Annotated in this window: 26 protein-coding genes; all 26 read right to left on the reverse strand. The window is 34.8% G+C overall.

Annotated features, from left to right (window positions below):
- Window positions 1–40: 40 nt before the first annotated feature.
- The gene (gene murA, locus M4L39_RS10830; RefSeq protein ID WP_277582040.1) at window positions 41–1,306 is read right to left on the reverse strand and encodes a UDP-N-acetylglucosamine 1-carboxyvinyltransferase; all 1,266 of its coding nucleotides are present in this window, start codon (window positions 1,304–1,306) and stop codon (window positions 41–43) included.
- A gap of 106 nt (window positions 1,307–1,412) precedes the next feature.
- Window positions 1,413–1,646: a DUF1146 family protein gene (locus tag M4L39_RS10835; RefSeq protein WP_057512614.1), complete on the reverse strand. Its 234-nt coding sequence runs from the start codon at window positions 1,644–1,646 to the stop codon at window positions 1,413–1,415.
- A gap of 327 nt (window positions 1,647–1,973) precedes the next feature.
- Window positions 1,974–2,378, reverse strand: a complete 405-nt coding sequence (locus tag M4L39_RS10840; RefSeq protein WP_277582041.1) for a F0F1 ATP synthase subunit epsilon — start codon at window positions 2,376–2,378, stop codon at window positions 1,974–1,976.
- A gap of 19 nt (window positions 2,379–2,397) precedes the next feature.
- Entirely contained in the window at window positions 2,398–3,810 is a 1,413-nt protein-coding gene (gene atpD, locus M4L39_RS10845; RefSeq protein WP_277582042.1) for a F0F1 ATP synthase subunit beta, read from the reverse strand.
- A gap of 22 nt (window positions 3,811–3,832) precedes the next feature.
- Window positions 3,833–4,699, reverse strand: coding sequence for an ATP synthase F1 subunit gamma (gene atpG / locus M4L39_RS10850; protein WP_002507080.1), 867 nt, complete (start codon window positions 4,697–4,699; stop codon window positions 3,833–3,835).
- A 30-nt stretch (window positions 4,700–4,729) separates the two neighbouring features.
- Window positions 4,730–6,241 carry a F0F1 ATP synthase subunit alpha gene (gene atpA, locus M4L39_RS10855; protein WP_277582043.1) on the reverse strand — a complete coding sequence of 504 codons (1,512 nt, stop codon included), beginning with the start codon at window positions 6,239–6,241 and terminating at the stop codon, window positions 4,730–4,732.
- A gap of 20 nt (window positions 6,242–6,261) precedes the next feature.
- Entirely contained in the window at window positions 6,262–6,801 is a 540-nt protein-coding gene (locus M4L39_RS10860) for a F0F1 ATP synthase subunit delta (protein WP_277582044.1), read from the reverse strand.
- The gene (locus M4L39_RS10865; protein WP_021339776.1) at window positions 6,801–7,328 is read right to left on the reverse strand and encodes a F0F1 ATP synthase subunit B; all 528 of its coding nucleotides are present in this window, start codon (window positions 7,326–7,328) and stop codon (window positions 6,801–6,803) included. Before M4L39_RS10865 ends, M4L39_RS10860 begins: the two co-directional genes overlap by 1 nt.
- Before the next feature lie 96 nt (window positions 7,329–7,424).
- Window positions 7,425–7,631: a F0F1 ATP synthase subunit C gene (gene atpE / locus M4L39_RS10870; protein ID WP_002507076.1), complete on the reverse strand. Its 207-nt coding sequence runs from the start codon at window positions 7,629–7,631 to the stop codon at window positions 7,425–7,427.
- A gap of 39 nt (window positions 7,632–7,670) precedes the next feature.
- Complete coding sequence (atpB, locus tag M4L39_RS10875) at window positions 7,671–8,393, reverse strand: F0F1 ATP synthase subunit A (RefSeq protein WP_277582045.1); 723 nt, start codon at window positions 8,391–8,393, stop codon at window positions 7,671–7,673.
- A 28-nt stretch (window positions 8,394–8,421) separates the two neighbouring features.
- On the reverse strand, window positions 8,422–8,772 hold the full coding sequence (locus M4L39_RS10880; protein ID WP_277582046.1) for an ATP synthase subunit I: 351 nt from the start codon (window positions 8,770–8,772) through the stop codon (window positions 8,422–8,424).
- A gap of 153 nt (window positions 8,773–8,925) precedes the next feature.
- Window positions 8,926–10,059 (reverse strand): non-hydrolyzing UDP-N-acetylglucosamine 2-epimerase, encoded by a 1,134-nt coding sequence (wecB, locus tag M4L39_RS10885; RefSeq protein ID WP_277582047.1) that lies wholly within the window; start codon window positions 10,057–10,059, stop codon window positions 8,926–8,928.
- A gap of 22 nt (window positions 10,060–10,081) precedes the next feature.
- Window positions 10,082–10,711, reverse strand: coding sequence for a uracil phosphoribosyltransferase (gene upp / locus M4L39_RS10890; protein WP_002507072.1), 630 nt, complete (start codon window positions 10,709–10,711; stop codon window positions 10,082–10,084).
- A gap of 18 nt (window positions 10,712–10,729) precedes the next feature.
- Window positions 10,730–11,968 carry a serine hydroxymethyltransferase gene (gene glyA, locus M4L39_RS10895; RefSeq protein WP_277582048.1) on the reverse strand — a complete coding sequence of 413 codons (1,239 nt, stop codon included), beginning with the start codon at window positions 11,966–11,968 and terminating at the stop codon, window positions 10,730–10,732.
- Between the two features lie 23 nt (window positions 11,969–11,991).
- Window positions 11,992–12,516: a TIGR01440 family protein gene (locus M4L39_RS10900; protein ID WP_277582049.1), complete on the reverse strand. Its 525-nt coding sequence runs from the start codon at window positions 12,514–12,516 to the stop codon at window positions 11,992–11,994.
- Between the two features lie 149 nt (window positions 12,517–12,665).
- Window positions 12,666–13,088: a low molecular weight protein arginine phosphatase gene (locus M4L39_RS10905; RefSeq protein WP_277582050.1), complete on the reverse strand. Its 423-nt coding sequence runs from the start codon at window positions 13,086–13,088 to the stop codon at window positions 12,666–12,668.
- Window positions 13,079–14,128 carry an L-threonylcarbamoyladenylate synthase gene (locus M4L39_RS10910; protein WP_277582051.1) on the reverse strand — a complete coding sequence of 350 codons (1,050 nt, stop codon included), beginning with the start codon at window positions 14,126–14,128 and terminating at the stop codon, window positions 13,079–13,081. Before M4L39_RS10910 ends, M4L39_RS10905 begins: the two co-directional genes overlap by 10 nt.
- 93 nt (window positions 14,129–14,221) lie before the next feature.
- Window positions 14,222–15,058 carry a peptide chain release factor N(5)-glutamine methyltransferase gene (gene prmC, locus M4L39_RS10915; RefSeq protein WP_277582052.1) on the reverse strand — a complete coding sequence of 279 codons (837 nt, stop codon included), beginning with the start codon at window positions 15,056–15,058 and terminating at the stop codon, window positions 14,222–14,224.
- Window positions 15,045–16,121 (reverse strand): peptide chain release factor 1, encoded by a 1,077-nt coding sequence (gene prfA / locus M4L39_RS10920; RefSeq protein WP_277582053.1) that lies wholly within the window; start codon window positions 16,119–16,121, stop codon window positions 15,045–15,047. The genes prmC and prfA overlap by 14 nt, the downstream gene beginning before the upstream one ends.
- Window positions 16,121–16,720 carry a thymidine kinase gene (locus tag M4L39_RS10925; RefSeq protein WP_277582054.1) on the reverse strand — a complete coding sequence of 200 codons (600 nt, stop codon included), beginning with the start codon at window positions 16,718–16,720 and terminating at the stop codon, window positions 16,121–16,123. Before M4L39_RS10925 ends, prfA begins: the two co-directional genes overlap by 1 nt.
- 205 nt (window positions 16,721–16,925) lie before the next feature.
- The gene (locus tag M4L39_RS10930; RefSeq protein WP_277582055.1) at window positions 16,926–17,183 is read right to left on the reverse strand and encodes a type B 50S ribosomal protein L31; all 258 of its coding nucleotides are present in this window, start codon (window positions 17,181–17,183) and stop codon (window positions 16,926–16,928) included.
- Between the two features lie 143 nt (window positions 17,184–17,326).
- Window positions 17,327–18,643: a transcription termination factor Rho gene (gene rho, locus M4L39_RS10935; RefSeq protein ID WP_277582056.1), complete on the reverse strand. Its 1,317-nt coding sequence runs from the start codon at window positions 18,641–18,643 to the stop codon at window positions 17,327–17,329.
- Window positions 18,644–18,825: 182 nt separating this feature from the next.
- Window positions 18,826–20,253 carry an aldehyde dehydrogenase family protein gene (locus tag M4L39_RS10940; RefSeq protein WP_277582057.1) on the reverse strand — a complete coding sequence of 476 codons (1,428 nt, stop codon included), beginning with the start codon at window positions 20,251–20,253 and terminating at the stop codon, window positions 18,826–18,828.
- A gap of 293 nt (window positions 20,254–20,546) precedes the next feature.
- Window positions 20,547–20,870 carry a winged helix-turn-helix transcriptional regulator gene (locus tag M4L39_RS10945; RefSeq protein ID WP_002511426.1) on the reverse strand — a complete coding sequence of 108 codons (324 nt, stop codon included), beginning with the start codon at window positions 20,868–20,870 and terminating at the stop codon, window positions 20,547–20,549.
- 87 nt (window positions 20,871–20,957) lie between these two features.
- Window positions 20,958–22,217, reverse strand: a complete 1,260-nt coding sequence (locus M4L39_RS10950; protein ID WP_277582058.1) for a UDP-N-acetylglucosamine 1-carboxyvinyltransferase — start codon at window positions 22,215–22,217, stop codon at window positions 20,958–20,960.
- Window positions 22,218–22,690: 473 nt separating this feature from the next.
- Entirely contained in the window at window positions 22,691–23,551 is an 861-nt protein-coding gene (gene fdaB, locus M4L39_RS10955) for a class IIb fructose-bisphosphate aldolase FdaB (protein WP_277582059.1), read from the reverse strand.
- Window positions 23,552–23,590: the final 39 nt, after the last annotated feature.

Raw genomic sequence — 23,590 nt, forward strand, 5'->3', positions numbered from 1 at the left:
TCTTCATTCGTTGCGAATTCTATATTAATACATTGAAGTATTAATTTTGTGTACGTTTGATATCGGCACCTAAAGATTTTAATTTACCATGTAAATCTACATAGCCTCTATCTAAATGTATTAACTCAGTAACTTGAGTTGTTCCGTCAGCTACAAGTCCTGCTAAAATAAGTGCTGCTGCTGCACGTAAATCTGTTGCTTTTACTTGAGCACCTTGAAGTTCACTTTTGCCTTCAATTTTTGCGCTTCTACCTTCAACCGTTATCTTAGCATTCATGCGTTTGAATTCTCCTACATGCATAAATCTATTTTCAAAAACTGTTTCAGTCACTACTTTATGACCGTCTGCTGTAAGTAACAGTGCCATCATTTGTGATTGCATATCTGTTGGAAAACCTGGATGAGGCAGCGTTTTAATATCTACAGGATTTAATGGGCCATCTGCTGTAACACGTATCGTGTCACCTTGATAATCTAAGTTTACACCCATTTCCTCTAATTTATAAACCAAACTTGTCATGTGTTCTTTGATAGCTCCGTTTACAATTATATCACCACGTGTAATTGCACCTGCGATAAGTAATGTTCCTGCTTCAATTCTATCTGGTATAATCGAATGTTTCACGCCATGTAATGCTTCTACGCCATGAATAGTTATCGTATCTGTACCTGCGCCTATTACATTACCGCCCATTTCATTGATATAGTTTGCTAAATCAACAATTTCTGGTTCACGTGCTACGTTTTCTAATACTGTTTTACCTTCAGCTAATGATGCAGCCATAATGATATTCTGAGTCGCACCTACACTTGGAAAATCTAAGTGAATTGTTGTACCTTTCAATCCGTTTGCAGTGCTGGCATAAATAAAACCACCATCCATATGGATATCGGCACCCAACTCTTCAAAACCTTTGATATGTTGTTCGATAGGTCTTGAACCAATTGCACAACCACCTGGCAATGCAACTTTTGCATGACCTAGACGAGCTAATAATGGACCCATCACAAGTATACTTGCTCTCATTTTACTCACATACTCATATGGTGCTTCTTCATTTAATTCTTTTGTAGCATCAACAGTAACAGACTCTTCTTCTTTATTGTATGAAACTTCTGCATTTAATGTTGAAATCACATTATTAATCGTCTCTACATCACTTAGTGCTGGTACATTCATAAGTTTACTAACACCTTTTGATGCTAATAGTGAAGCAGTTAATACTGGTAATACAGCATTTTTTGCACCTGATACTTTCACTTCACCAGTTAATCTATTTCCACCATTAATCTCTATCATATCCATCTTAAATCCTCCACTTAACTACTTTTATATTTCATTAAAATTCATCTTTTTTATGTACTCTTAAATTATTATATCTATAATTCAAACAAATATACAGGTATTTGAATTATTGTGCTAAATATTTTATTTGAGTTGAAAATTGTAGTAAATCTACAATAAAATTACTTACCGCTGTTCCTAACAATATTGCTAAAAATATCATACATATTTGAACTTGAACTGGATATCCTTTTTTAAAAAATTGTTCTAATCTTATTGAGTTAAGAGCCCAATAAGCAACACAAATACAAAGCACATGTAAGATAAGATGTACAACTGAGAATTGTCCTAAATACTCCATAAGCCATGCTCCTCACTTTATACTATTCAACTATTTTACACGAAATTGGCTCTAAAAGATACTTAAGAACAACGATCAATCCCCTAATACAACTAAATGTTATATTTTGCTATTCCCTAATACCATAAAAGATATTCATATTAAATATAAAGATAAAGTTAAAAATATTTTATGCATATATTGTAATAAATTTTTTAGTATAGTAATTAAAGCGATTTATTTATAGGACACCCTTTCAATAAAATTACAAAATGTAAAAATTCCAAACTTTTTTATAATCAAAAAAATGAAGCCCCTTTTATTAGGAACTTCATTTTCAAATAATATTTATTGTAAGTTAGCGACCCGAATACGGTTATTAGCGCGTTCTAACGCACGCTTAGCCCTATTAACATCACTGTTATCTTCTTCATTATTTATATGAGATTCTGCTCTAGATTTAGCTAATTCTGCTCTAGCTACATCTATTTCGTTAGCAGGTTCTGCAGTTTGTACAATAACCGATAATTTATCTTGTCTAACCTCAACAAAACCTTCACTCACTGCAATATATTCTGAACCATTATCAAAGTTAATTTTGACATAGCCAATTTCAAGTGCTGCAACTGTTGGAATATGTCCATACATGACACCGATCTCACCTGCAGTTGTTTGAAACACTGCAAGATTAACATCTTCTCGGTTGTTAACAGAACCATTAGGAGTGACAATATTTAGGCTTAATGTGTTCATTATCCATACCTCCTAATTTTTAAACTTCAACACCCATGTCTTTAGCTTTAGCAATTACTTCTTCCATACTACCAACAAGACGGAATGCATCTTCTGGAATATGGTCGTAATCACCATCTAAAATTGCTTTGAAACCTTCTACAGTTTTTTGAACTGGAACGTAAGAACCTTTTTGACCAGTGAATTGTTCTGCTACGTGGAAGTTTTGTGATAAGAAGAACTGAATACGACGTGCACGTTCTACAGTTTGTTTATCTTCTTCCGATAATTCATCCATACCTAAAATAGCAATGATATCTTGTAACTCTCTATATTTTTGTAATGTAGATTGTACGTTACGTGCTATTTCATAATGATCTTGACCAACAATTGTTGGGTCAAGCGCTCTTGAAGTAGATGCTAACGGATCAACCGCTGGATAAATACCCATTTCAGTTAATTTACGTTCTAAGTTTGTAGTTGCATCTAAGTGAGCAAATACTGCTGCTGGCGCAGGGTCAGTATAGTCATCGGCAGGTACGAATACCGCTTGGATTGAAGTAACCGAACCTTTATTTGTTGATGTAATACGTTCTTGTAATTGTCCCATTTCTGTACCTAATGTTGGTTGGTACCCAACAGCTGAAGGCATACGACCTAACAATGCTGATACTTCTGAACCAGCTTGTGTAAATCTGAAAATGTTATCAACGAATAGTAATACATCTTGTCCTTGTTCGTCACGGAAATATTCTGCCATAGTTAAACCGGATAATGCTACACGCATACGTGCACCAGGTGGCTCATTCATTTGACCGAATACCATTGCAGTTTTCTTAATAACACCACTCTCGCTCATTTCGAAGTATAAGTCATTACCTTCACGTGTACGTTCACCAACACCGGCAAATACTGAAATACCGCCATGTTCTTGAGCAATGTTATTAATTAATTCTTGGATTAATACAGTTTTACCAACACCGGCGCCACCGAATAAACCGATTTTACCACCTTTGATGTATGGTGCTAATAAGTCGATTACTTTAATACCTGTTTCTAAAATTTCAACTTTTGTAGATAATTCATCGAAAGCAGGTGCTTCTCTATGAATTGGATCACGTCGAACTGAATCTTCTATTTTTTCATCTAAATCAATCGTATCGCCAAGTACATTGAATACTCGACCTAGCGTAATATCTCCAACTGGTACGCTGATACTTTCGCCACTATTTCGAACTTCTGTACCACGTTTAACACCATCTGTTGAATCCATTGCAATCGTACGTACTACATTATCGCCAAGTTGTAATGCAACTTCTAATGTAAGCGTGACAGTACCTTCATCTCTTTCAACGTCGACTGTTAAAGCATTGTTAATTTCTGGAACTTCATTGTGCTCAAAACGAACATCAATTACTGGACCCATAATTTGCGTTACACGGCCTAATCCCATGCTTTTTTGCCTCCTTTAATAATTATTCAAGCGCAACTGAACCACCAACAATTTCAGTAATTTGTTGAGTGATTTCTGCTTGTCTAGCTCTGTTATATTCAATTGATAAATCATCAATAATCTCTGTCGCATTATCAGATGCATTTTTCATAGCAGTCATACGAGTCGCATGCTCACTTGCTTTCGCATCTAAAATCGTTCCATATATTAAACTCTCTACATATTGTGGTAGAATAACGCTTAAGATTGCTTCTTTGTCTGGCTCAAATTCATATGAAGACATTTGACCATGTCCTAAACTTGAATCTTCTGGAGACAATGGAAGTACAGTTTTCATGGAAGGTGTATTTTCTAATACACTGACGAAATGACTATAGTAGATTTTAACCTCATCTACTGCTTCATCGCTATATAAATCTACCGCTTTTTTAGCGATAGCTTGTATTTCTTTAAATGAAGGTTGATCAGGTACTTCAACAAGTGAATCATGAACTTCATAACCTTTATTTTTAAGGAAATCCACACCAGTTTGTCCTAAGACTAAAATTGAATATTCATCTTTACTAGCATGCTTATTCTCAATATCGTTAACTAAATGTTTCAATACATTCGCATTATACGCGCCTGCCAATCCTTGATCACTTGTGATGACAATATAGCCACTTTTCTTCACTTCACGTTGTTGTAACATTGGGTGATTTGAATTTTTATCTGCACCAGCAACCGCAGTAATTGCATCTTGCATTTTTTCCATATAAGGTCTGAATTGATTTGTATTTCTTTCAGCACGACGCAATTTTGAACTTGAAACCATGTTCATTGCTTTCGTAATTTGTTTCATTTTTTTAGTTGATTTTATACGTGTATCAATCTCTTTAAGAGATCCCATTATCTCACCACCTTTTATTTACTATAACTACTATGCTTCTGTTTTACTGAAACTTTTTTTGAATTCAGTAATAGCTGATTCAAATGCATCTTCGTTAGGTAAAGCACCAGAAGTTTTGATTTCGTCTAATAATTCAGAGGCATTTGATTTCGCCCATTGATTTAATTCTGATTCAAAACGAGTGATGTCTTCAACTGGAATATCATCTAAATAACCTTTAGTTAGAGCATAAATAATTAATACTTGATTCTCTACAGGTAGTGGTTGGTTTTTATCTTGTTTTAAAATTTCTACAGTACGTTTACCACGTTCTAATTTTTGTGCAGTAAATTCATCTAAATCAGAACCAAATTGAGCAAATGATTCTAATTCACGGAACGACGCTAAGTCTAAACGTAAAGTACCGGCAACTTTTTTCATTGCTTTAATCTGTGCAGAACCACCAACACGTGATACTGACTGACCAGCATTGATTGCAGGTCTTACACCAGAGAAGAATAGATCTGATTGTAAGAAAATTTGTCCATCAGTGATTGAAATAACGTTTGTAGGTACATATGCTGCGATATCGCCAGCTTGTGTTTCGATAATTGGTAATGCAGTAATTGAACCGCCACCTAATTCATCGTTTAATTTTGCTGCTCTTTCTAACAATCTACTATGTAAGTAGAACACGTCACCAGGGTAAGCTTCACGGCCTGGAGGTCTACGTAATAGTAATGATAATTCACGATAAGCCGCAGCTTGTTTTGTTAAATCATCATAAACTATTAATACATCCTTACCATCGAACATGAATTCTTCAGCCATAGCTACACCAGAATATGGTGCGATATAAAGCATCGGTGCTGGATCAGCTGCAGAAGCAGAAACAATAATTGTATAATCCAACGCGCCTTCTTGACGTAATTTCTCAACGTTCGTACGTACAGTTGAATCTTTTTGACCGATTGCAACATAAATACAAATCGTATCTTGATTTTTTTGGTTTAAAATCGTATCAATTGCAACTGTCGTTTTACCAGTTTGACGGTCACCTATAATTAATTCACGTTGACCACGGCCAATTGGTACTAATGCGTCAATCGCTTTAATACCTGTTTGTAATGGTTCATCAACTGATTTACGATCCATTACACCAGTTGCTTTTTTCTCAACTGGGCGTGTCTTTGTTGTGTTAGCAGGTCCTTGTCCATCTATTGGTTGTCCTAATGGATTAACAACACGGCCAAGTAATTCTTCACCAACAGGAACTTCCATAATACGTCCAGTACGTTTTACTTCGTCCCCTTCTTTAATGTTGCCGTAAGGGCCTAAAATTACGACACCTACATTTGACTCTTCTAAGTTTTGTGCTAAACCTAGAACGCCGCTATTAAATTCTACTAGCTCACCAGCCATAACATCATTTAATCCGTGGATCAATGCTATACCATCACCTATTTGTAGTACTGTACCTACATCAGTAACAGCCATTTCTGACTCATAATTTTCTATTTGTGAGCGAAGTAATGCACTGATTTCTTCAGCTTTAATGGCCATCTATGTCACTCCTTAAATTTTTATTTCACTCTAATAAATTGTTTCTCTAATTGTGCAAGATCATTTTTAATACTTGCGTCCATGACTTTCGTTCCAACTTTAACTCGGACACCACCGATAAGGTCTGGATTGATTTTATTTGTAATCATGATTTTAGAGTAATTTGTACGTGATTTAATTATCGTATCAATACGTTCTAAATCTTCATCTGACAATTCATATACTGATTCAACTACAGCATATTCTTGATTGTGATGTTGATTAAATAAAGCTTCAAATTCTATATATATTTCATGAATGTAAGAAAGATGACGGTTACTTGCAAGAATCGTTAACATGTTTTGTAAGTATTGATTGGCATGACCAAACACTACTTTTGCAAAACTACGACGCTGTTGTACATCTTTTTGTGGATCTGCATCCAACGCTTGTAATTTTTTTGTTTCGGGTTGTACTGCTTCGTTGATTGTTGAAAATTCCTCGTACATCATTTCAAGATTGTTTGTGTCTTTAGCAGTATCAAATAAAGCCTTGGCATATTTTTTTGCTAAGATAGCCATTATTTATCGCCTGCCTCTTTAATGTACTTTTCAACTAATTCTTTTTGATCTTTGCCTGAGATTTCTTTTTGAAGTACTTTTGATGCAATCAATACTGAAAGCTCAGAAACTTGATTATTAATATCAGCAATTGCACGTTCTTTTTCACTGTTGATTTCATTCTGTGCTGTTTCAATCATGCCATTTGCTCTAATGTTTGCTTCATGAATAATTTCTTCATGTTGTTTGCGGGCTTGGACTTTAGAATCTTCTAAAATCTTTTGAACCTCATCTTGTGTTTCTTTTAGCGTTTGTTTGTTTTGTTCTTCTAACTTCTGTGCATTTAATTTAGCTTGTTCAGCATCATCTATATCTTTATTAATATCATGTTCACGTTGATCCATTACACCTTTTAATGGACCCCAAGCGAATTTTTTCAATAAAGCTACTAATATAAGAAAAGTTACAAGGGTAACAAGGATTGTTCCCCACTGAACACCACTAGTGTCAGCCGCACCAAGTACGAACATGTTTGTCGTAGCAGTCACTTACATAGACACTCCTTTCATTCATTATAATTATAAGACATATTGATAAAAACGAACGGCGAAAGCCTACAAGACTTCGCCATAAAACTGGTTTAATTATAGTGACATGAAAGCAATAACTACACCGATGATTGGTAGTGCTTCAACTAAGCCGACACCAATGAACATAATACCCATTAATTGACCACGTGCTTCTGGTTGACGTGCTACACCTTCTACTGTTCTTGAAACGATAAGACCATTACCAATACCTGCACCTAGTGCTGATAAACCGATTGCGATTGCTGCTGCGATTAAATTCATTTATAAATCCTCCTAATTTTTCTTTTTAAAATTTTTAAATTAATGACTGTCCTGAACTTTATGGGACATGTATACCATTGAAAGCATTACAAAAATATAAGCCTGAATTGTACCAATAAATATTGAGAACCCTTGCCAAACAATTAAACCTGGGATACCAATCAACCATCCCCATGCTGGGAAACTAAATACTAAACCTGCTAATAAACCAAGCAGTAATTCACCTGCAAAGATATTACCGTATAGTCGTAGACCTAATGTTAAGGTAGAAGTAAATTCTTCAAAGATATTAATTGGTAATAAGAATATTGGCTTAGTATAGTTCTGGAAGTATCCTTTTGGACCCTTCATTTTAACACCATAATAGTGTGTTAAAAGGATAACTAAAGTTGACAATGTCAAAGTAACAGTTGCATCAGCTGTTGGTGATTTCCACCACAGTGTATGACCTGAAATTAATTGAAAAGGTAATCCAATCATATTACTGACAAATATGAAGAATATTAATGTAACGGCAAGGAAATGGAATTGACCACCTTTAGACCATGCCATATTACTTTCGATAACGCCTCTTACAAAGTCAAAAACCCACTCTATAAAGTTTTGCTTACCAGATGGACGTTTCTTGAGGTTGCGTGTACAAATAATAGCTATGACAAAAACAATAAGCGCTGTAATAACCAACATCATAATTGATGATAGATTAAACACGATGTTTAGACCGAACACATTCCAACTGACTAGAGGGTCTTTATGATCCATGCTTTCTCACCTCTTTCATATTAAGATTTTATTCCTTGTGTAAAAACGGTTTTAAAACCATCAAAACATAAGAAATCATTAAACCAACAACCACACCAATAATATTTATATAGTCCTTATAAAAATACCAAGTACAACATGCAAGAATCACAATCAAATATCTCCAAACGTTGCCCGTTGAAATATGTATGTTATCTTTTTGTTTCGCTTTCTCTAAATAAAACTCGAAAGTAAAAGTATTAATAAGTGATCCAATCATGCCTATGATAAGTCCTAAAATAAATGGCGAACTTGTGAAAATAAACACAAATAACAGTACAATTATACCATACAAATAAAATTGAATGTACTGTTTAAAAATGATGTTGAAACGTTTCATTACTGTGCCTCACTTCATTTTTTCATTCAATGATGAAAACCATTTCAATCATACAGTTTTAATAATAATATAGGGCGGTAAAGGTGTCAATTCTATTCAAAATGTAGTTTATTTTTTTGCACACTTGTCACAAAAAAGACACATTCACCGCTATTAATATTTAAAAAAACTAGGTTTTTGGGGAATTAGGCGAAAATAATACTTTATATTTTCACAAATTCTATTTGATGCTTTCCCATCACCATAAGGGTTGCGCGCTTCACTCATTGATTTGTACAATTGCTTATCTTCCAATAATGCTTGTGTAGCATCAAAAATCATTTGTGCATTTGTACCAACAATTTTCAATGTGCCTGCTTCTACACCTTCTGGTCTTTCAGTTGCTTCTCTTAAAACTAATACCGGCTTACCTAAAGATGGTGCTTCTTCTTGAACGCCACCTGAATCCGTTAATATTAAATAAGACTGATGTGCAAAATTATGAAAATCAACTACTTCTAATGGTTCGACTAATTCAATTCGATCATGATTAGATAAGTATAAATCTGCAATTTGTCTTACTTTTGGATTCTTATGTACAGGATAAACGACTACTACATCTTCATATTTATCGACAATGTCTCTTACTGCTTTAAAAATATGCTCCATTGGCTCACCAATATTTTCACGTCTATGAGCAGTTAGTAAAATAATGCGTTTATCTTTATGTCTGTCTATAATATCAGATTGATAATGTTCATGTATGGTAGTCTTCATAGCATCAATTGCTGTATTTCCGGTTACTACTACAGTATCTGACGGTTTATTTTCCGCAATAAGATTTTCTGCAGCATTATTGGTAGGGGCAAAGTTCAAATCTGCCATTACCCCTACCATTTGTCTATTCATTTCTTCAGGAAATGGAGCATATTTATCCCAAGTTCTTAAGCCTGCTTCCACATGGCCAATAGGAATTTGATTATATAATGCTGCCAAACTTCCAGCGAAAGTTGTCATGGTGTCGCCATGCACAAGTATCATATCTGGTTGTTCTTCCTTAATAACGTCCTCTAGTCTAGTCAAAATACGAGAAGTAATTTCAGATAATGATTGGCCTTGCTTCATAATATCCAAATCGTAATCTGGTGTGATATGAAAGCTTTCCAGTACAGAATCTAACATTTCTCTATGCTGTGCAGTAACTACTACTATAGGTTCCAACTCAGCATCATCTCGTAATGCTAATACGAGCGGCGCCATTTTCACTGCTTCAGGACGTGTCCCGAATACAGTCATTATCTTCTTCATTCTACTCCACTCCTGGGTAAAACTATTTTGTTCCGAATAAACGGTCTCCAGCATCACCTAAACCAGGTGTGATATATGCATGGTCATCTAATTTTTCATCTAACGCAGCTATGAAAATATCTACATCCTCATGTGCTTCTTGTAATTTTTCTACACCTTCAGGCGCAGCAACTAAACACATAAAACGAATGTTTTTCGCACCGCGTTTTTTAAGAGAATTGATTGCTTCAATTGCTGAAGCACCTGTCGCTAACATTGGGTCTACGACTACAATTTCTCTTTCTTCGATATCTTGTGGTAACTTCACAAAATATTCAACTGCATCAAGTGTTTCAGGATCTCTATATAGACCCACATGACCTATTCTCGCTGCTGGTACTAAATTTAAAATACCTTGTGTCATACCTAAGCCAGCTCTTAAAATTGGTACAAATGCTAATTTTTTACCCGTTAATCTTTTAGCTACCATTTTAGTTACCGGTGTGTCTATTTCTACATCTTGTAACTCTAAATCTCTTGTTACTTCGTATGCCATTAACATACCTACTTCATCTACTAGCTCTCTAAATTCTTTAGTCCCTGTATGTACGTCTCGAATGTAACTTAATTTGTGTTGAATAAGTGGGTGATCAAAAACATGTACTTTGCCCATAATTTACTTCCTCCAATTTTAATTGTATAAAGGATGTTTTGTAGTTAATGCTTTAACTCTTTCTTTTCCTTCTTCTAATGCTTTTTCATCTTCTGGATTTCTTAAAACTAAACTGATAATTTTTGCAACTTCTTCAAAAGCAGCTTCGTCAAATCCACGTGTTGTTGCAGCAGGTGTACCTAAACGAACACCACTTGTTACAAATGGTTTTTCTTGATCAAACGGAATTGTATTTTTGTTACATGTGATACCTACAGCATCTAATGTTTCTTCAGCTACTTTACCTGTTATACCTACTGAACCTTTAACATCTACAGATACTAAATGATTATCTGTGCCGCCTGAAACGACTCTATAACCTTCTTTAGTCAATGTATCTGCTAATGTTTTAGCGTTATTAACTACCTGTTGCTGATATGTTTTGAAGTCATCTTGTAGCGCTTCACCAAAAGCAACTGCTTTCCCAGCGATAACGTGTTCTAATGGTCCACCTTGAATACCAGGGAAGATTTTTTTGTCAATTTGCTTTTTGTACTCTTCTTTACATAAGATCATTCCACCACGAGGGCCGCGCAATGTTTTATGTGTTGTAGTAGTTACAAAATCAGCATATTCAACAGGGTTTTGATGTAAACCAACTGCAACTAAACCTGCAATATGCGCCATATCTACCATTAATTTTGCCCCTACTTCATCTGCAATCTCTTTGAATCGTTTGAAATCAATAGTACGAGAATAGGCAGATGCGCCTGCGACGATTAATTTTGGTTTATTTTCTTTAGCTACTCTTAATACTTCATCGTAATCAATTTGTTCATTTGCTTTGTCTACACCATACTCAACAAAGTTATAAAATTGTCCACTAAAGTTAACAGGCGAACCATGTGTTAAGTGACCACCATGGCTTAAATTCATGCCTAATACAGTATCACCGTGTTCTAATGCTACTAGATAAACAGCCATATTTGCTTGTGACCCAGAGTGCGGCTGTACGTTAACGTGTTCAGCACCAAAAAGTTGTTTGGCACGTTCGATAGCTAATGTTTCAGACACATCTACGTATTCACATCCACCATAGTATCTTCTGTTTGGATAGCCTTCAGCATATTTGTTTGTTAATACTGAACCTTGCGCTTCCATAACTGCTTCTGAAACAAAGTTCTCTGAAGCAATCAGCTCGATATTGTTATTTTGACGGTTAAATTCATTTTGAATCACTTCATATATTTCTTTATCTTGCTCTTGAATAAATGACATAGGTAAATCCCCCTCGTTCTGTATTAGTTATATTTTGCTCTTTCGCCACCAATTTTCTTAGGTCTTGAAGAAGCGATTGTAACAACTGCCTCATCAATCTGTTTAACACTTGTACGTTCTGGAATGGCTACATGCGTAATATGCATGCCAATTAATGTTTGACCAATATCAATACCTTTTGGTACTGTTATGTGTTCAACAACCATTGGATCTTGCATATGTTGGTAAGCGTAAGTTGCTAAGCTACCACCTGCATGAACATCTGGTATAACAGACACTTCTTCCATCGTAAGGGGATCGAACTTAGACCTTTCAATCGTTATTGCCCTATTAATATGTTCACAGCCTTGAAATACAAAAGCAACATTTGTGTCATTCTCAATTTCCTTTAATGCTTCAAATATTTCTTGTGCTACATCCATAGAGCCTACACTACCTATACGCTCACCAATTACTTCAGATGTAGAACAACCAATCACACATAATTCATCTGCTTCAAAGAAATTTTTAGACTTTAACTCATTTAACAATAGCTTTAGATCTTCCATTCTCCCACCCCTTTTAAAATAATGATTTAAAAAAAGTATTTAAACACCTTGATGCTATGAGACATACAAGATTAGACGATAGCAATTTTGCTATACGTATTTTATTATAACGTATTTAGCTACTCACTCATACTAATTTAACAAAATTATTACTTTAATATTTTATTTTTTAAAGTATCTATCAACAAATTTAATTCATTATATATTTTATTATAATCATATACCGTTCCGCCATAAGGATCAGTAATTTCTCCTTCTCGTTGAACATATTCAGTGATTGTAAATACCTTCCCTGATTCTCCATATAATTGTTGTATTGTTTCTTTGTGAGATTGTGACATTGTTAATATTAAATCTGCATTTAAATCCTCTACTGTAAAACGTTTAGCATTATGCGGCAATGGTAAACGATGTTCATTTATAATGCTCATTGTATTTTGAGACGTAGGTTGACCATCTAGAGCAAAAACACCTCGTGATTCAATGGTGTAATCAGGCATTTTTGCTTTGGCAATACTTTCAGCCATCGGACTCCTACACGTATTACCAGTACAAACAAAAATTATTCGCATAGTTGATCTCCTTTAACAATAGTTTGGCTTGCAGCTTTCATCATTCTATTCATAATCGCTATGGTATGATCAGTGATCTCAAAGCCATAAATAAATGCTATTTTAATTTGTTCATCTTGGTCAATATGATGCAATATTTTATATAGGTTATGGTTCGCACCTTTAATATCATTTTCATTTTTACATAATTCTATAAAAATAGACTGCTCAGGCACAAACGCCCGCTTATCATTTGGAACGATAAATGCTGTTTGGCTCCAATCTTTTTCTTCTGAGGGTTTTTCATTAAATGCTTGAACAATTTGTAACGGGGTATCTGGCGAATAATGCTTATACTTCATTCCTGGTGCGATTGGTTTATCGTTGTCCAAGGTGTTTGCTGTAGATACACTAAAAGGTAAGACCGCTTCAATCATCGGTTTCGTTATTGAACCAGGTCTAGCAATTCTAAATGGAAACTGTGTGCAATCTAATACAGTGCTTTCTAACCCTTCTTCACTTTGATCACCATTTACCATGCCATTGATCCGGCCATTTAAATCTGAATAAACATGTTCAAAAGTTGTAGGTGAAGGTCTGCCACTTAAATTTGCGCTCGGTGCTGCTAATGGTATGTCTACGACTTGTAAAATTAGTCTGCCGATTGAATGACTTGGCATTCTAACAGCAATTGATGATAAACCTCCACTTACACTTTCACATAAATATCCTTTTTTAAGCGGTAATATAAAAGAGATTGGCCCAGGCCAAAAATGGTTCATCAATAGTTTAATTTCGTCTGTTATACCTTGTGTAAAATGCTGCATTTGTTTTAAGTCATGTATGTGTACAATCAACGGATTATCTGAAGGTCTACCCTTCGCTTCATATATCTTTTTGATTGCTTGATCATTTCTCGCGTCTCCAGCAAGACCATATACTGTTTCTGTTGGTATTGCGATCAAGCCACCTTGTTCGAAGATGCGCTTGATTTCATTTATATACGGAAATTGACTGTTTTCATTTTTATACTGTCGTAAATCCCAAATCTTCGTTTCCATTTAGCCCCGCCCTTTCTTCTCATGATTCATTTTAGAATAAAATAAAAAGTTATGCACTCTCATGATTTACCATGTTCAGTACATAACTTCTTATTACCACTCGAAAGAAATAATTCTATCGTTATTATTAATATCTTTTATAATTTGAACATCTAATGAGGGATATTTAGATTGTATTTTTTGTTTCAATGTTTGACCTTGTTTGTAACCAATTTCAAAAACGACCTTTGCATTCGGAAGAAGTACTTTTGGTAATTGATTTAATATTGCATCATAAACCCTATACCCATTATCTTCTGCAAATAATGCAGAATGTGGTTCATATTTCAATACTGTATCATTCATCAGTTCAGCTTCACTATCATCAATGTAAGGCGGATTAGAAATTAAACCATTCACTTTTATTCCCTGTTCTATTAAAGGTTCTAATGCATCGCCTTGCAAAAAGTTGATGTCAACTTGATGGTTACACGCATTTTCTTGCGCTACCGCTAATACGGTATCATATAAATCAGTAGCATAGACAGTTAATGAACTGTTCATTTTTTTGAGTGTAATTGGAATATTGCCACTACCTGTGCCAATATCAACAATTGTATCATCAGAATGAATCTCGTTATAAAAGTGTAACATGACTTCCTCAGTTTCAGGTCTAGGTATTAAACAATCTTCAGTCACCTTGAATGTCTCACCATAAAATGATTGGCTTCCAACAATATACTGAATCGGTTCACCTTTTAACATTCTCGCTTCAGCGTCGTCATACAATTTCAAATGTATATCCGACATTGCTTCATCCTTATGCATCAAGTAATCTGCTTTACTCCATTGCAATAAATCTAACATTAACCATTCTGCTCGAGTAGTTTCAATGTTTAGTTCAATACATTTCGTTTTTGCATTAGTCAGTCGTGATTTATAATTCACCATTGTTAAGTTCTTTCAATTTATCAGTTTGTTCAGCTAATGTTAATGCATCTATCACTTCGTCTAATTTCCCTTCCATTACTTGATCTAACTTCTGAATCGTTAAACCAATGCGGTGGTCAGTCACTCGACTTTGAGGATAATTATACGTTCTAATACGTTCTGAACGGTCACCAGAACCTACTGCTGATTTACGTTGCGCAGCATATTTTTGTTGCTCTTCTTGTAATTTCATATCAAATAAACGTGCTTTCAAAACTTTCATTGCTTTTTCACGGTTTTGAATTTGCGATTTTTCTGAAGACGTTGCAATGATTCCAGTCGGAACATGGGTAATACGTACAGCTGAATCCGTAGTATTAACATGTTGTCCACCTGCGCCACTTGAGCGGTAAGTATCTACTTTAATATCTTCATTACGCACTTCAATTTCTACATCTTCAACTTCTGGTAATACTGCAACAGTAGCAGTTGATGTGTGGATACGTCCACCAGATTCGGTCTCAGGTACACGTTGTACACGATGGGCGCCATTTTCATATTTCAACTTACTGTAGGCGCCTGATCCTGAAATTGAAAAACTGATTTCTTTATAACCACCATGATCACTTTCAGCCGTTTCTACGATTTCTGTTTTATAGCGTTGTGCTTCAGCATATTTAGAGTACATTCTAAATAAATTACCAGCAAAAATTGCAGCTTCATCTCCGCCAGCAGCAGCACGTATTTCCACGATAACGTCTTTCTCGTCGTTAGGATCTTTAGGAATAAGTAGAAATTTTAGGTTCTCTTCTAGTTTCGGAACTTGATTGTTAAGTGATTGGTGTTCTTCTTTTAACATCTCAATTTCATCACTATCTTTTGTTTCTTTCAACATTTCTTCTATTTCAACAATGTCTTCTTTAACTTGTTTATAATTGCGATATACGTCTACAGTTTTTTGTAGATCTGATTGTTCTTTTGAATATTTTCTTAAGTTATCTGGATCACTTACTACATCTGGATCACTTAATAATTCATTTAATTGTTCATATCTTTCTTCTACAATATCTAATTGATCAAACACTACATTTCCTCCTTCATATCATTACTTGGTGCAACAATATGATGCGCTCTGCATCTTGGTTCGTAACTTTCATTTGCACCAACTAATATAACTGGATCATCTATTTTTGCTGGATTACCATCAATCAACCTTTGTGTGCGGCTTGAAGATGCGCCACAAACAGCACAAACAGCTTGTAGTTTAGTCACTTCTTCACTTACTGCCAGTAGGTGTGGAATAGGTTCAAACGGTTCTCCTCGGAAATCCATATCTAATCCCGCTGTAATGACTCTATGGCCTTTTTTAGCTAATTGTTCAACAATATTAACTACACCTTCTTCAAAAAACTGCACTTCATCGATGCCTATAACATCTGTGTCTGACAAATCGTGCTTAAGTATCTCAGCCGCTGTTGAAATATTAATTGCTTCAATAGCATTGCCATTATGAGAAACAATCTTATCTTTATGATAGCGGTCATCTATAGCCGGTTTAAATACAACTACTTTTTGCTTAGCATAAAGCCCTCGTCTTAATCGACGAATTAACTCTTCAGATTTACCACTAAACATGCTTCCAGTAATACATTCAATCCACCCGGAATGATAAGTTTCATACATTATGCGTTCCACCTTTTTCAAAACATAATCGATTCATTATAGCATATTTTTTTAATTGAAATATGTTATTTCTTCAAGATATTGAGTTATTTTATGTATAAAAATTATTAAAATTGTAATGCTCTCAATCAGAGACTTATATTTATAAAACGCTAACTAAAACAAAAAAGCATTCTCATATAATGAGAATGCCTTATAACAACGATTACTCGTCGCTTGATTTGATTCCGAATTTTTTGTTGAAACGTTCCACACGGCCATCCGCAGCAGCGAATTTTTGGCGTCCTGTGTAGAATGGATGTGAATCAGATGAAACTTCTAAACGAATAACTGGGTATTCGTTGCCATCTTCCCATTCCATAGTCTCTTTTGAAGATTTTGTTGAACCACTTAAGAATTTAAAATCCGTTGATGTATCTAAAAAGATTACATTGTGGTATTCAGGATGAATATTTTTTCTCATTATTTTCAGCTCCTTTGCCCTGAACCATCTGGAACAGAGTTGTTTGTGAGTTTTTACCCAATACTTGATAATTATAATTGCTTTAAAACCAAAACGCAACCCTAAATCATATATTACCGTGATATCATCTCGCGAATTTTATCTTAAATAATTGGTTTACCTGTTTTAGTGCTTTCTTTAGCAGCCTTTTGTAATTGTTCAAAAAATTCTTTATTATTTTCTGTACGTTTTAATTTACGTACAAATCTTTCTGTAAAATCAATTGAATCAGTAAACATATTACGTAATTGCCATAATGATTCTAAATCTTTTGGAGAAATAAGTAATTCCTCTTTACGCGTTGAACTGCGACCAATATCAATAGCTGGAAATACGCGACGTTCTGCTAATTTACGGTCCAGATGTAATTCCATGTTACCTGTACCTTTAAATTCTTCATAGATCATATCATCCATACGTGACCCAGTATCAACTAACGCTGTAGCTAATATCGTCATGCTTCCACCTGCTTCAATATTTCTAGCGGCCCCGAAAAATGCTTTTGGTTTGTGTAATGACGCTGGATCTAAACCACCAGACAATGTGCGTCCACTTGGTGGAACAACAAGGTTGTATGCACGGGCTAATCTTGTAATTGAATCCATTAATATAATGACATCTTTACCAACTTCAACAAGTCTTTTGGCACGTTCCAATAAAAGCTCTGCAACTTTAACATGGTGTTGTGGTGGCTCATCAAATGTAGAATGCACAACTTCAGCAGATTCAACAGAGCGTTCAATATCTGTTACTTCTTCTGGGCGCTCTCCGACTAATAATACAAATAATTCTGCATCTGGTTTGTTGATAGCGATAGCGTTAGCAATCTCTTTTAATAAAGACGTTTTACCGGCTTTTGGCGGTGCAACAATAAGTCCACGTTGGCCCAAACCAATTGGCGTAATTAAATCCATAATTCGAGTCGAAATGTTTTGTTTCGTTGTTTCTAATACGATTCGCTCTTCAGGATATAATGGTGTTAACGCTTGAAAGTGAGGTCTTTTTTTGACTTCTTCTGCATTCTCATCATTTACAAAATCAACTTGTAGCAAACCATAATATTTTTCGTTATCCTTTGGTTTTCTTACTTTACCAGTAACTTTATCGCCGCGCTTAATTTCAAATCGACGTATTTGACTGGCAGAGATATAAATATCTTTTTCACCTTTAGAATAATTGACTGTTCTAAGGAAGCCATAACCATCTTGTTGGATGTCGTCTAACACACCCTCCATATAATAGTTACCATCTTTTTCCATTTGCGCTTCCATAATTGCAAGAACAAGTTCTTTTTTATTAAGTTTACTATAATTTGTTAGTTTAAGAGATTTTGCTTTTTGAGTGAGATCTTTTGTAGTGTAATTTTTGTATAATTCGTGGAACGATTCATACTGAGGTGATGTTCGTACTTTATCAGGCATTATCTTGCACCCATTTCATAAATAAGTTTTTAAATAACGCAGTGTACTACGCTACTTACTTTTATAACTATAGCAAATTTCTTATTTAATTACAAAATGTATTTCAGTTTTTATAAATTATAAAAGCAAGACAGTTAAACTGCCTTGCTTCCTTTAAAATATTTAATTACTGCTAAATTTTATTATTTATAATAGCCAGCAATAGACTTAACTTCTAGGAATTCTTCGATACCATAATCGCCCCATTCGCGTCCAATACCAGATTGTTTATAACCACCGAATGGTAAGTCTGATTTGCGACCAGCTTCATTTATTTCCACTGTACCAGCTTCAATTGAACGTGCTACCTTGTGCAATGTGTCTTTATCATTACCATATACATAGCCAGCTAAACCATATTTAGTATCGTTGGCAATTTTAATTGCTTCGTCTAAGTCATTGTAAGTGATAATTGACATTACCGGACCAAAAATTTCTTCTTGCGCAATTGTCATACTATTATCAACATTATTAAATATTGTTGGACGTGCAAAGTAACCTTTTTCTACGCCTTCAGGTTTACCAGGTCCACCATAGAATAATTCTGCGCCTTCTTCAATACCTTTATCGATATAAGATTGTACTTGGTCAAATTGTTTTTTACTTATGATTGGGCCAACTTGAGTGCCCTCTTCACGTGGGTCGCCGACTTTAACTTGGCTGAATTTTTCTTTTACAGCTGTTAAGAATTCTTCTTTTATACTTGCTGGTACTAATGTTCTTGTACCTGCTGTACAAACTTGACCAGTGTTGCTAACAACTTTGCCAGTTGCTGCACTTGCTGCGCCATCGATATCTGAATCATCTAAAATAATATATGGTGATTTACCACCTAATTCAAGCGATACTTTTTTGAAGTCTTCAGCTGCTTTTTTCATAATGCTTGAACCAGTTGGACCAGAGCCAGTGAATGACATCATTCTTACTTTTGGATGTTCACTCAATGGATTACCTACACCTTGTCCATCACCATTTACTAAGTTAAACACACCTTTTGGCACGCCTACTTTATCAAAAATCTCTGCCAAAATAATTGCTGCGAATGGTGTCTCTTCTGATGGTTTTAATACGACTGGGCTACCTGCTGCAAAAGCGGCAGATAATTTCAATGAAGTTTGGTTCGTTGGGAAGTTCCATGGTGTGATTAAGCCAGAAACACCGATTGCTTCTTTTACAACTAAATCATCGCCACGACGTTCTTCAAATTCAAAATTATCCAATGCATCACGTGCTGCTTCAAAGTGATCTAGTCCCATTTGATAATGTACTTTTTCTGATACTGATAAAGGCGCACCTAATTCGTCTGTAATTGCCTCTACAAGGTCATCTTTTCTATTTTTATATTCTTGTACTATTTTATCTAATAATGTTCTTCTTTCTTCTATTGAGCTGTGTCTAAATTCAAGATACACATTTTCTGCAGCGTCTACTGCTTTATCAACATCTTCTTTATTACCTTTCGCAATTGTACCTGCTACTTCTTCTGTTGCTGGATTAATAACTTCTAATGTTTCTCCACTAGTGCTTTCAATCCATTCTCCGTTAATATATTGTTTAGTGAAATTTCTCATCAATAATTCACTCCCTAATTTGTGTTGATAATTATATTTTAACCGAGATTCTATATTTTTAAACATTAATGCTCACACTATATGACGACAAACGTTGTTATTAAGCGTTTTCTAATCATTTTGTATTAATGATTAGACTTGAAAAATACTTGTACTTCACAATTTAGCAGCTGCATAATCGATGTTCAAAATTTCTAGGAGCTAAAAAAGAAGAAGTCTATGACATGTCATAGACTTCTTCTTTTATTTTGCTTAATTATAATATTTTAAATCTTCGTGCATAGACTTTGATATTATTGATTTTCAAGTTCAATAAAATCTTGCGCCCACTTTTCCATTGGTACTAATGCTGCCGCTAGTGCATCACCTTTATCTGTAAGTTGGTATAATATGTTCATCGGGCTCGTAGATACTATTTTTTTCTCTACAAGACCCCATTCACTTAAGTCTGTTAATTTTATACTAAGTGCACGTGGTGTGATTGTTTTCAAATCACGTTTCATATCCGAAAAATGAGCAGATTTTTCTGGACACCTAGACAAATAATTAATAATAAGGCCATTCCAACTTCTACCTACTATTTTAAAGGTCTCTTCAAGATAAGGGCAAACCTCCATGGTCATCACCTCATATCGTTTTTATTCTATAATCTGAGTTACTAAAATATATTTCAAGTACCTAGTATATTAAGTATACCACATTTTCTAAATTTCTTCAGTCCAAATATCTGCACCTAATGATTCTAAAGTATTCACAATGTTTGTGTAGCCACGATAAATATGTTTCACGTTGTAAATAGTAGTAACACCTTCTGCTAATAAACCAGCAACAATAAGACATGCGCCTGCACGCAAGTCACTTGCATACACTTCTGCTCCTGTTAATTTAGATGGTTTAATAGTTGCTGTACCATCATCTGCATTGATATTGGCACCCATATTTTTTAATTCATCAACGTGTCTAAAACGCGCTGGATATATTGTTTCAGTCACAAATGATACACCATCTGCCATAAATAATAGCGGCGTAATAGGCTGTTGTAAGTCTGTAGCAAATCCAGGATAAACTAAAGTCTTAATGTCAACGCTTGAATAAGGCGTACTACGTTTAATTTTAGCGCTATCATCGCCTACTTGAATATCAACACCTAATTCTTTTAACTTTACAGTTAATGGTTCAACATGTGTAGGAATAATATTATTAATTTGAATTTCTTCGCCACAGGCTGCAGCTATACACATATATGTACCCGCTTCTATTCTATCTGGAATAACCTGATGATGGGAACCGTGAAGATGGTCTACACCATTAATCTTAATGGTGCTTGTACCTGCGCCTTTAATATCAGCTCCTAGACCAATTAAATATGTTGCTACGTCTACAACTTCTGGTTCTTTAGCTGCGTTTTCAATGACAGTATGGCCTTCAGCTCGAACAGCTGCAAGCATAATATTAATTGTAGCACCAACACTCACAATATCTAAAAATATATTTGCCCCAGTTAATTTGTCAGCTTCAATTTTCATAGAAGTCTCGCTAGATTCGTCAATCTTCGCACCTAAAGCTTTAAAACCTTTGATATGTTGATCAATTGGTCTTGGTCCTAATGGACAACCTCCAGGCAAACCAATGACACATTTTTTAAATCTACCTAACATTGCACCCATCATATAATAAGAGGCACGTAAAGACTCGACTTTATTATTAGGTAATGGTGCATTTTCAATGTCAGTAGGATCTATCTTTAATGTCATACCATCTAATTCTGTTTTAATATTTAAATCCCCTAATAAACTAACCAACGTTTCTACATCAGAAATTTCTGGAAGACCTTCAATTGTTACTTTATCTTCAGCTAAGATTGCTGCAGGTATAATTGCTACTGCACTGTTTTTAGCACCGTGGATATCCACTTCACCTTTAAGTGTTTGTCCACCTCTAATTTTTATCACTTCTTGAGCCATTCGCTTGTTCTCCTTTGCCTTACAATCATTATTTCCGTTACATTATATTATTTGCATTATAAATTACTTTTTTCCAGTTTGCAAAGTACATCGGTCTACTAAAACTTTTTTTAATTAAAATTAAGTGATGCATGTTACATATAAATTATTTACTATAGTTTTTAATTCCCATTATTTTATGTTTTAAATCATAATTATATATATTTTGTTTGAGATTTATGTAAAAAGTTTGGATTTAACAATAACCTCTTTACCAAACGATAGCAATTATAACATAAAAAAATGAAGCTAGGACATAAATACATGTCTCAGCCTCATTTGTTAAATTAGCAATAGCTGACTGAATTAAAAATGCGCTTATATTAAGCCTATTTCAACGCTAGTCATCTTCGCCAAAGTAAGTCAACGAAACAACGAAATCTCATAAAAAAATTAGATTTCAGTCCCGCTGACTTTTCATAATTTAGTTTAAATTATTTTGCTCGGTTAGATGTACCAAACTCTTTAATTTTACCAATAACTGTTGCTTTGATTGCTTCACGTGCTGGTCCTAAATATTTACGAGGATCATACACTTCTTGATCTTTGTCTAATGCGTCACGAACTGCTTTAGCAGAAGTTATTTGGTTTTCTGTGTTAACGTTAATTTTTGCTGTGCCGAAAGGAATAGCTTTTTGGATATCTTTAGTTGGGATACCAGTACCGCCATGTAATACTAATGGTAATCCTGTAGAAGCACCAATTTCTTCCATTTCTTTAAATCCTAATTTAGGTTCACCTTTATATGGTCCGTGTACTGAACCTAATGCTGGTGCTAATGTATCAATGCCTGTTCTTTCAACAAGTTCTTGACACTCTTTAGGATCTGCATAGATAACACCTTCAGCGATAATATCGTCTTCTTGTCCGCCTACAGTACCTAATTCAGCTTCAACTGATACGCCATGTTCATGTGCATATTCAACCACTTTTGAAGTGATTTCAACGTTGTCTTCAAATGAACCATGAGAAGCATCGATCATTACTGATGTAAATCCAGCATCAATCGCTTCTTTACATTTTTCAAAGCTTGAACCGTGGTCTAAGTGGATTGCTACAGGGACAGTGATTTCTTTGTCGTGCATTAACCCTTCAACCATTTTAACTACAGTGTAGAAACCACCCATATAGCGAGCAGCACCTTCAGATACACCTAAAATAACTGGAGCATTCTCTTCTTGTGAAGCTTCTAAGATAGCTTGTGTAAATTCTAAGTTATTTAAGTTGTATTGACCAACTGCGTAACCATTTTCTTTTGCGTCTATTAACATTTCTTTCATTGAAACTAAAGGCATGAAAGTTCCTCCTTGGTGCTTTAAGCACATATTTTTACA

This window comes from Staphylococcus equorum (assembly GCF_029531845.1).
GTDB lineage: Bacteria > Bacillota > Bacilli > Staphylococcales > Staphylococcaceae > Staphylococcus > Staphylococcus equorum_C.

What these genes read in the sequence shown, in the direction of transcription:
- murA (WP_277582040.1), bottom strand. Translation starts at nt 1,306, where the DNA reads ATGGATATGATAGAGATTAATGGTGGAAATAGATTAACTGGTGAAGTG.
- M4L39_RS10835 (WP_057512614.1), bottom strand. Translation starts at nt 1,646, where the DNA reads ATGGAGTATTTAGGACAATTCTCAGTTGTACATCTTATCTTACATGTG.
- M4L39_RS10840 (WP_277582041.1), bottom strand. Translation starts at nt 2,378, where the DNA reads ATGAACACATTAAGCCTAAATATTGTCACTCCTAATGGTTCTGTTAAC.
- atpD (WP_277582042.1), bottom strand. Translation starts at nt 3,810, where the DNA reads ATGGGATTAGGCCGTGTAACGCAAATTATGGGTCCAGTAATTGATGTT.
- atpG (WP_002507080.1), bottom strand. Translation starts at nt 4,699, where the DNA reads ATGGGATCTCTTAAAGAGATTGATACACGTATAAAATCAACTAAAAAA.
- atpA (WP_277582043.1), bottom strand. Translation starts at nt 6,241, where the DNA reads ATGGCCATTAAAGCTGAAGAAATCAGTGCATTACTTCGCTCACAAATA.
- M4L39_RS10860 (WP_277582044.1), bottom strand. Translation starts at nt 6,801, where the DNA reads ATGGCTATCTTAGCAAAAAAATATGCCAAGGCTTTATTTGATACTGCT.
- atpE (WP_002507076.1), bottom strand. Translation starts at nt 7,631, where the DNA reads ATGAATTTAATCGCAGCAGCAATCGCAATCGGTTTATCAGCACTAGGT.
- atpB (WP_277582045.1), bottom strand. Translation starts at nt 8,393, where the DNA reads ATGGATCATAAAGACCCTCTAGTCAGTTGGAATGTGTTCGGTCTAAAC.
- M4L39_RS10880 (WP_277582046.1), bottom strand. Translation starts at nt 8,772, where the DNA reads ATGAAACGTTTCAACATCATTTTTAAACAGTACATTCAATTTTATTTG.
- wecB (WP_277582047.1), bottom strand. Translation starts at nt 10,059, where the DNA reads ATGAAGAAGATAATGACTGTATTCGGGACACGTCCTGAAGCAGTGAAA.
- upp (WP_002507072.1), bottom strand. Translation starts at nt 10,711, where the DNA reads ATGGGCAAAGTACATGTTTTTGATCACCCACTTATTCAACACAAATTA.
- glyA (WP_277582048.1), bottom strand. Translation starts at nt 11,968, where the DNA reads ATGTCATTTATTCAAGAGCAAGATAAAGAAATATATGAAGTGATTCAA.
- M4L39_RS10900 (WP_277582049.1), bottom strand. Translation starts at nt 12,516, where the DNA reads ATGGAAGATCTAAAGCTATTGTTAAATGAGTTAAAGTCTAAAAATTTC.
- M4L39_RS10905 (WP_277582050.1), bottom strand. Translation starts at nt 13,088, where the DNA reads ATGCGAATAATTTTTGTTTGTACTGGTAATACGTGTAGGAGTCCGATG.
- M4L39_RS10910 (WP_277582051.1), bottom strand. Translation starts at nt 14,128, where the DNA reads ATGGAAACGAAGATTTGGGATTTACGACAGTATAAAAATGAAAACAGT.
- prmC (WP_277582052.1), bottom strand. Translation starts at nt 15,058, where the DNA reads ATGGTGAATTATAAATCACGACTGACTAATGCAAAAACGAAATGTATT.
- M4L39_RS10925 (WP_277582054.1), bottom strand. Translation starts at nt 16,720, where the DNA reads ATGTATGAAACTTATCATTCCGGGTGGATTGAATGTATTACTGGAAGC.
- M4L39_RS10930 (WP_277582055.1), bottom strand. Translation starts at nt 17,183, where the DNA reads ATGAGAAAAAATATTCATCCTGAATACCACAATGTAATCTTTTTAGAT.
- rho (WP_277582056.1), bottom strand. Translation starts at nt 18,643, where the DNA reads ATGCCTGATAAAGTACGAACATCACCTCAGTATGAATCGTTCCACGAA.
- M4L39_RS10940 (WP_277582057.1), bottom strand. Translation starts at nt 20,253, where the DNA reads ATGAGAAATTTCACTAAACAATATATTAACGGAGAATGGATTGAAAGC.
- M4L39_RS10945 (WP_002511426.1), bottom strand. Translation starts at nt 20,870, where the DNA reads ATGGAGGTTTGCCCTTATCTTGAAGAGACCTTTAAAATAGTAGGTAGA.
- M4L39_RS10950 (WP_277582058.1), bottom strand. Translation starts at nt 22,217, where the DNA reads ATGGCTCAAGAAGTGATAAAAATTAGAGGTGGACAAACACTTAAAGGT.
- fdaB (WP_277582059.1), bottom strand. Translation starts at nt 23,551, where the DNA reads ATGCCTTTAGTTTCAATGAAAGAAATGTTAATAGACGCAAAAGAAAAT.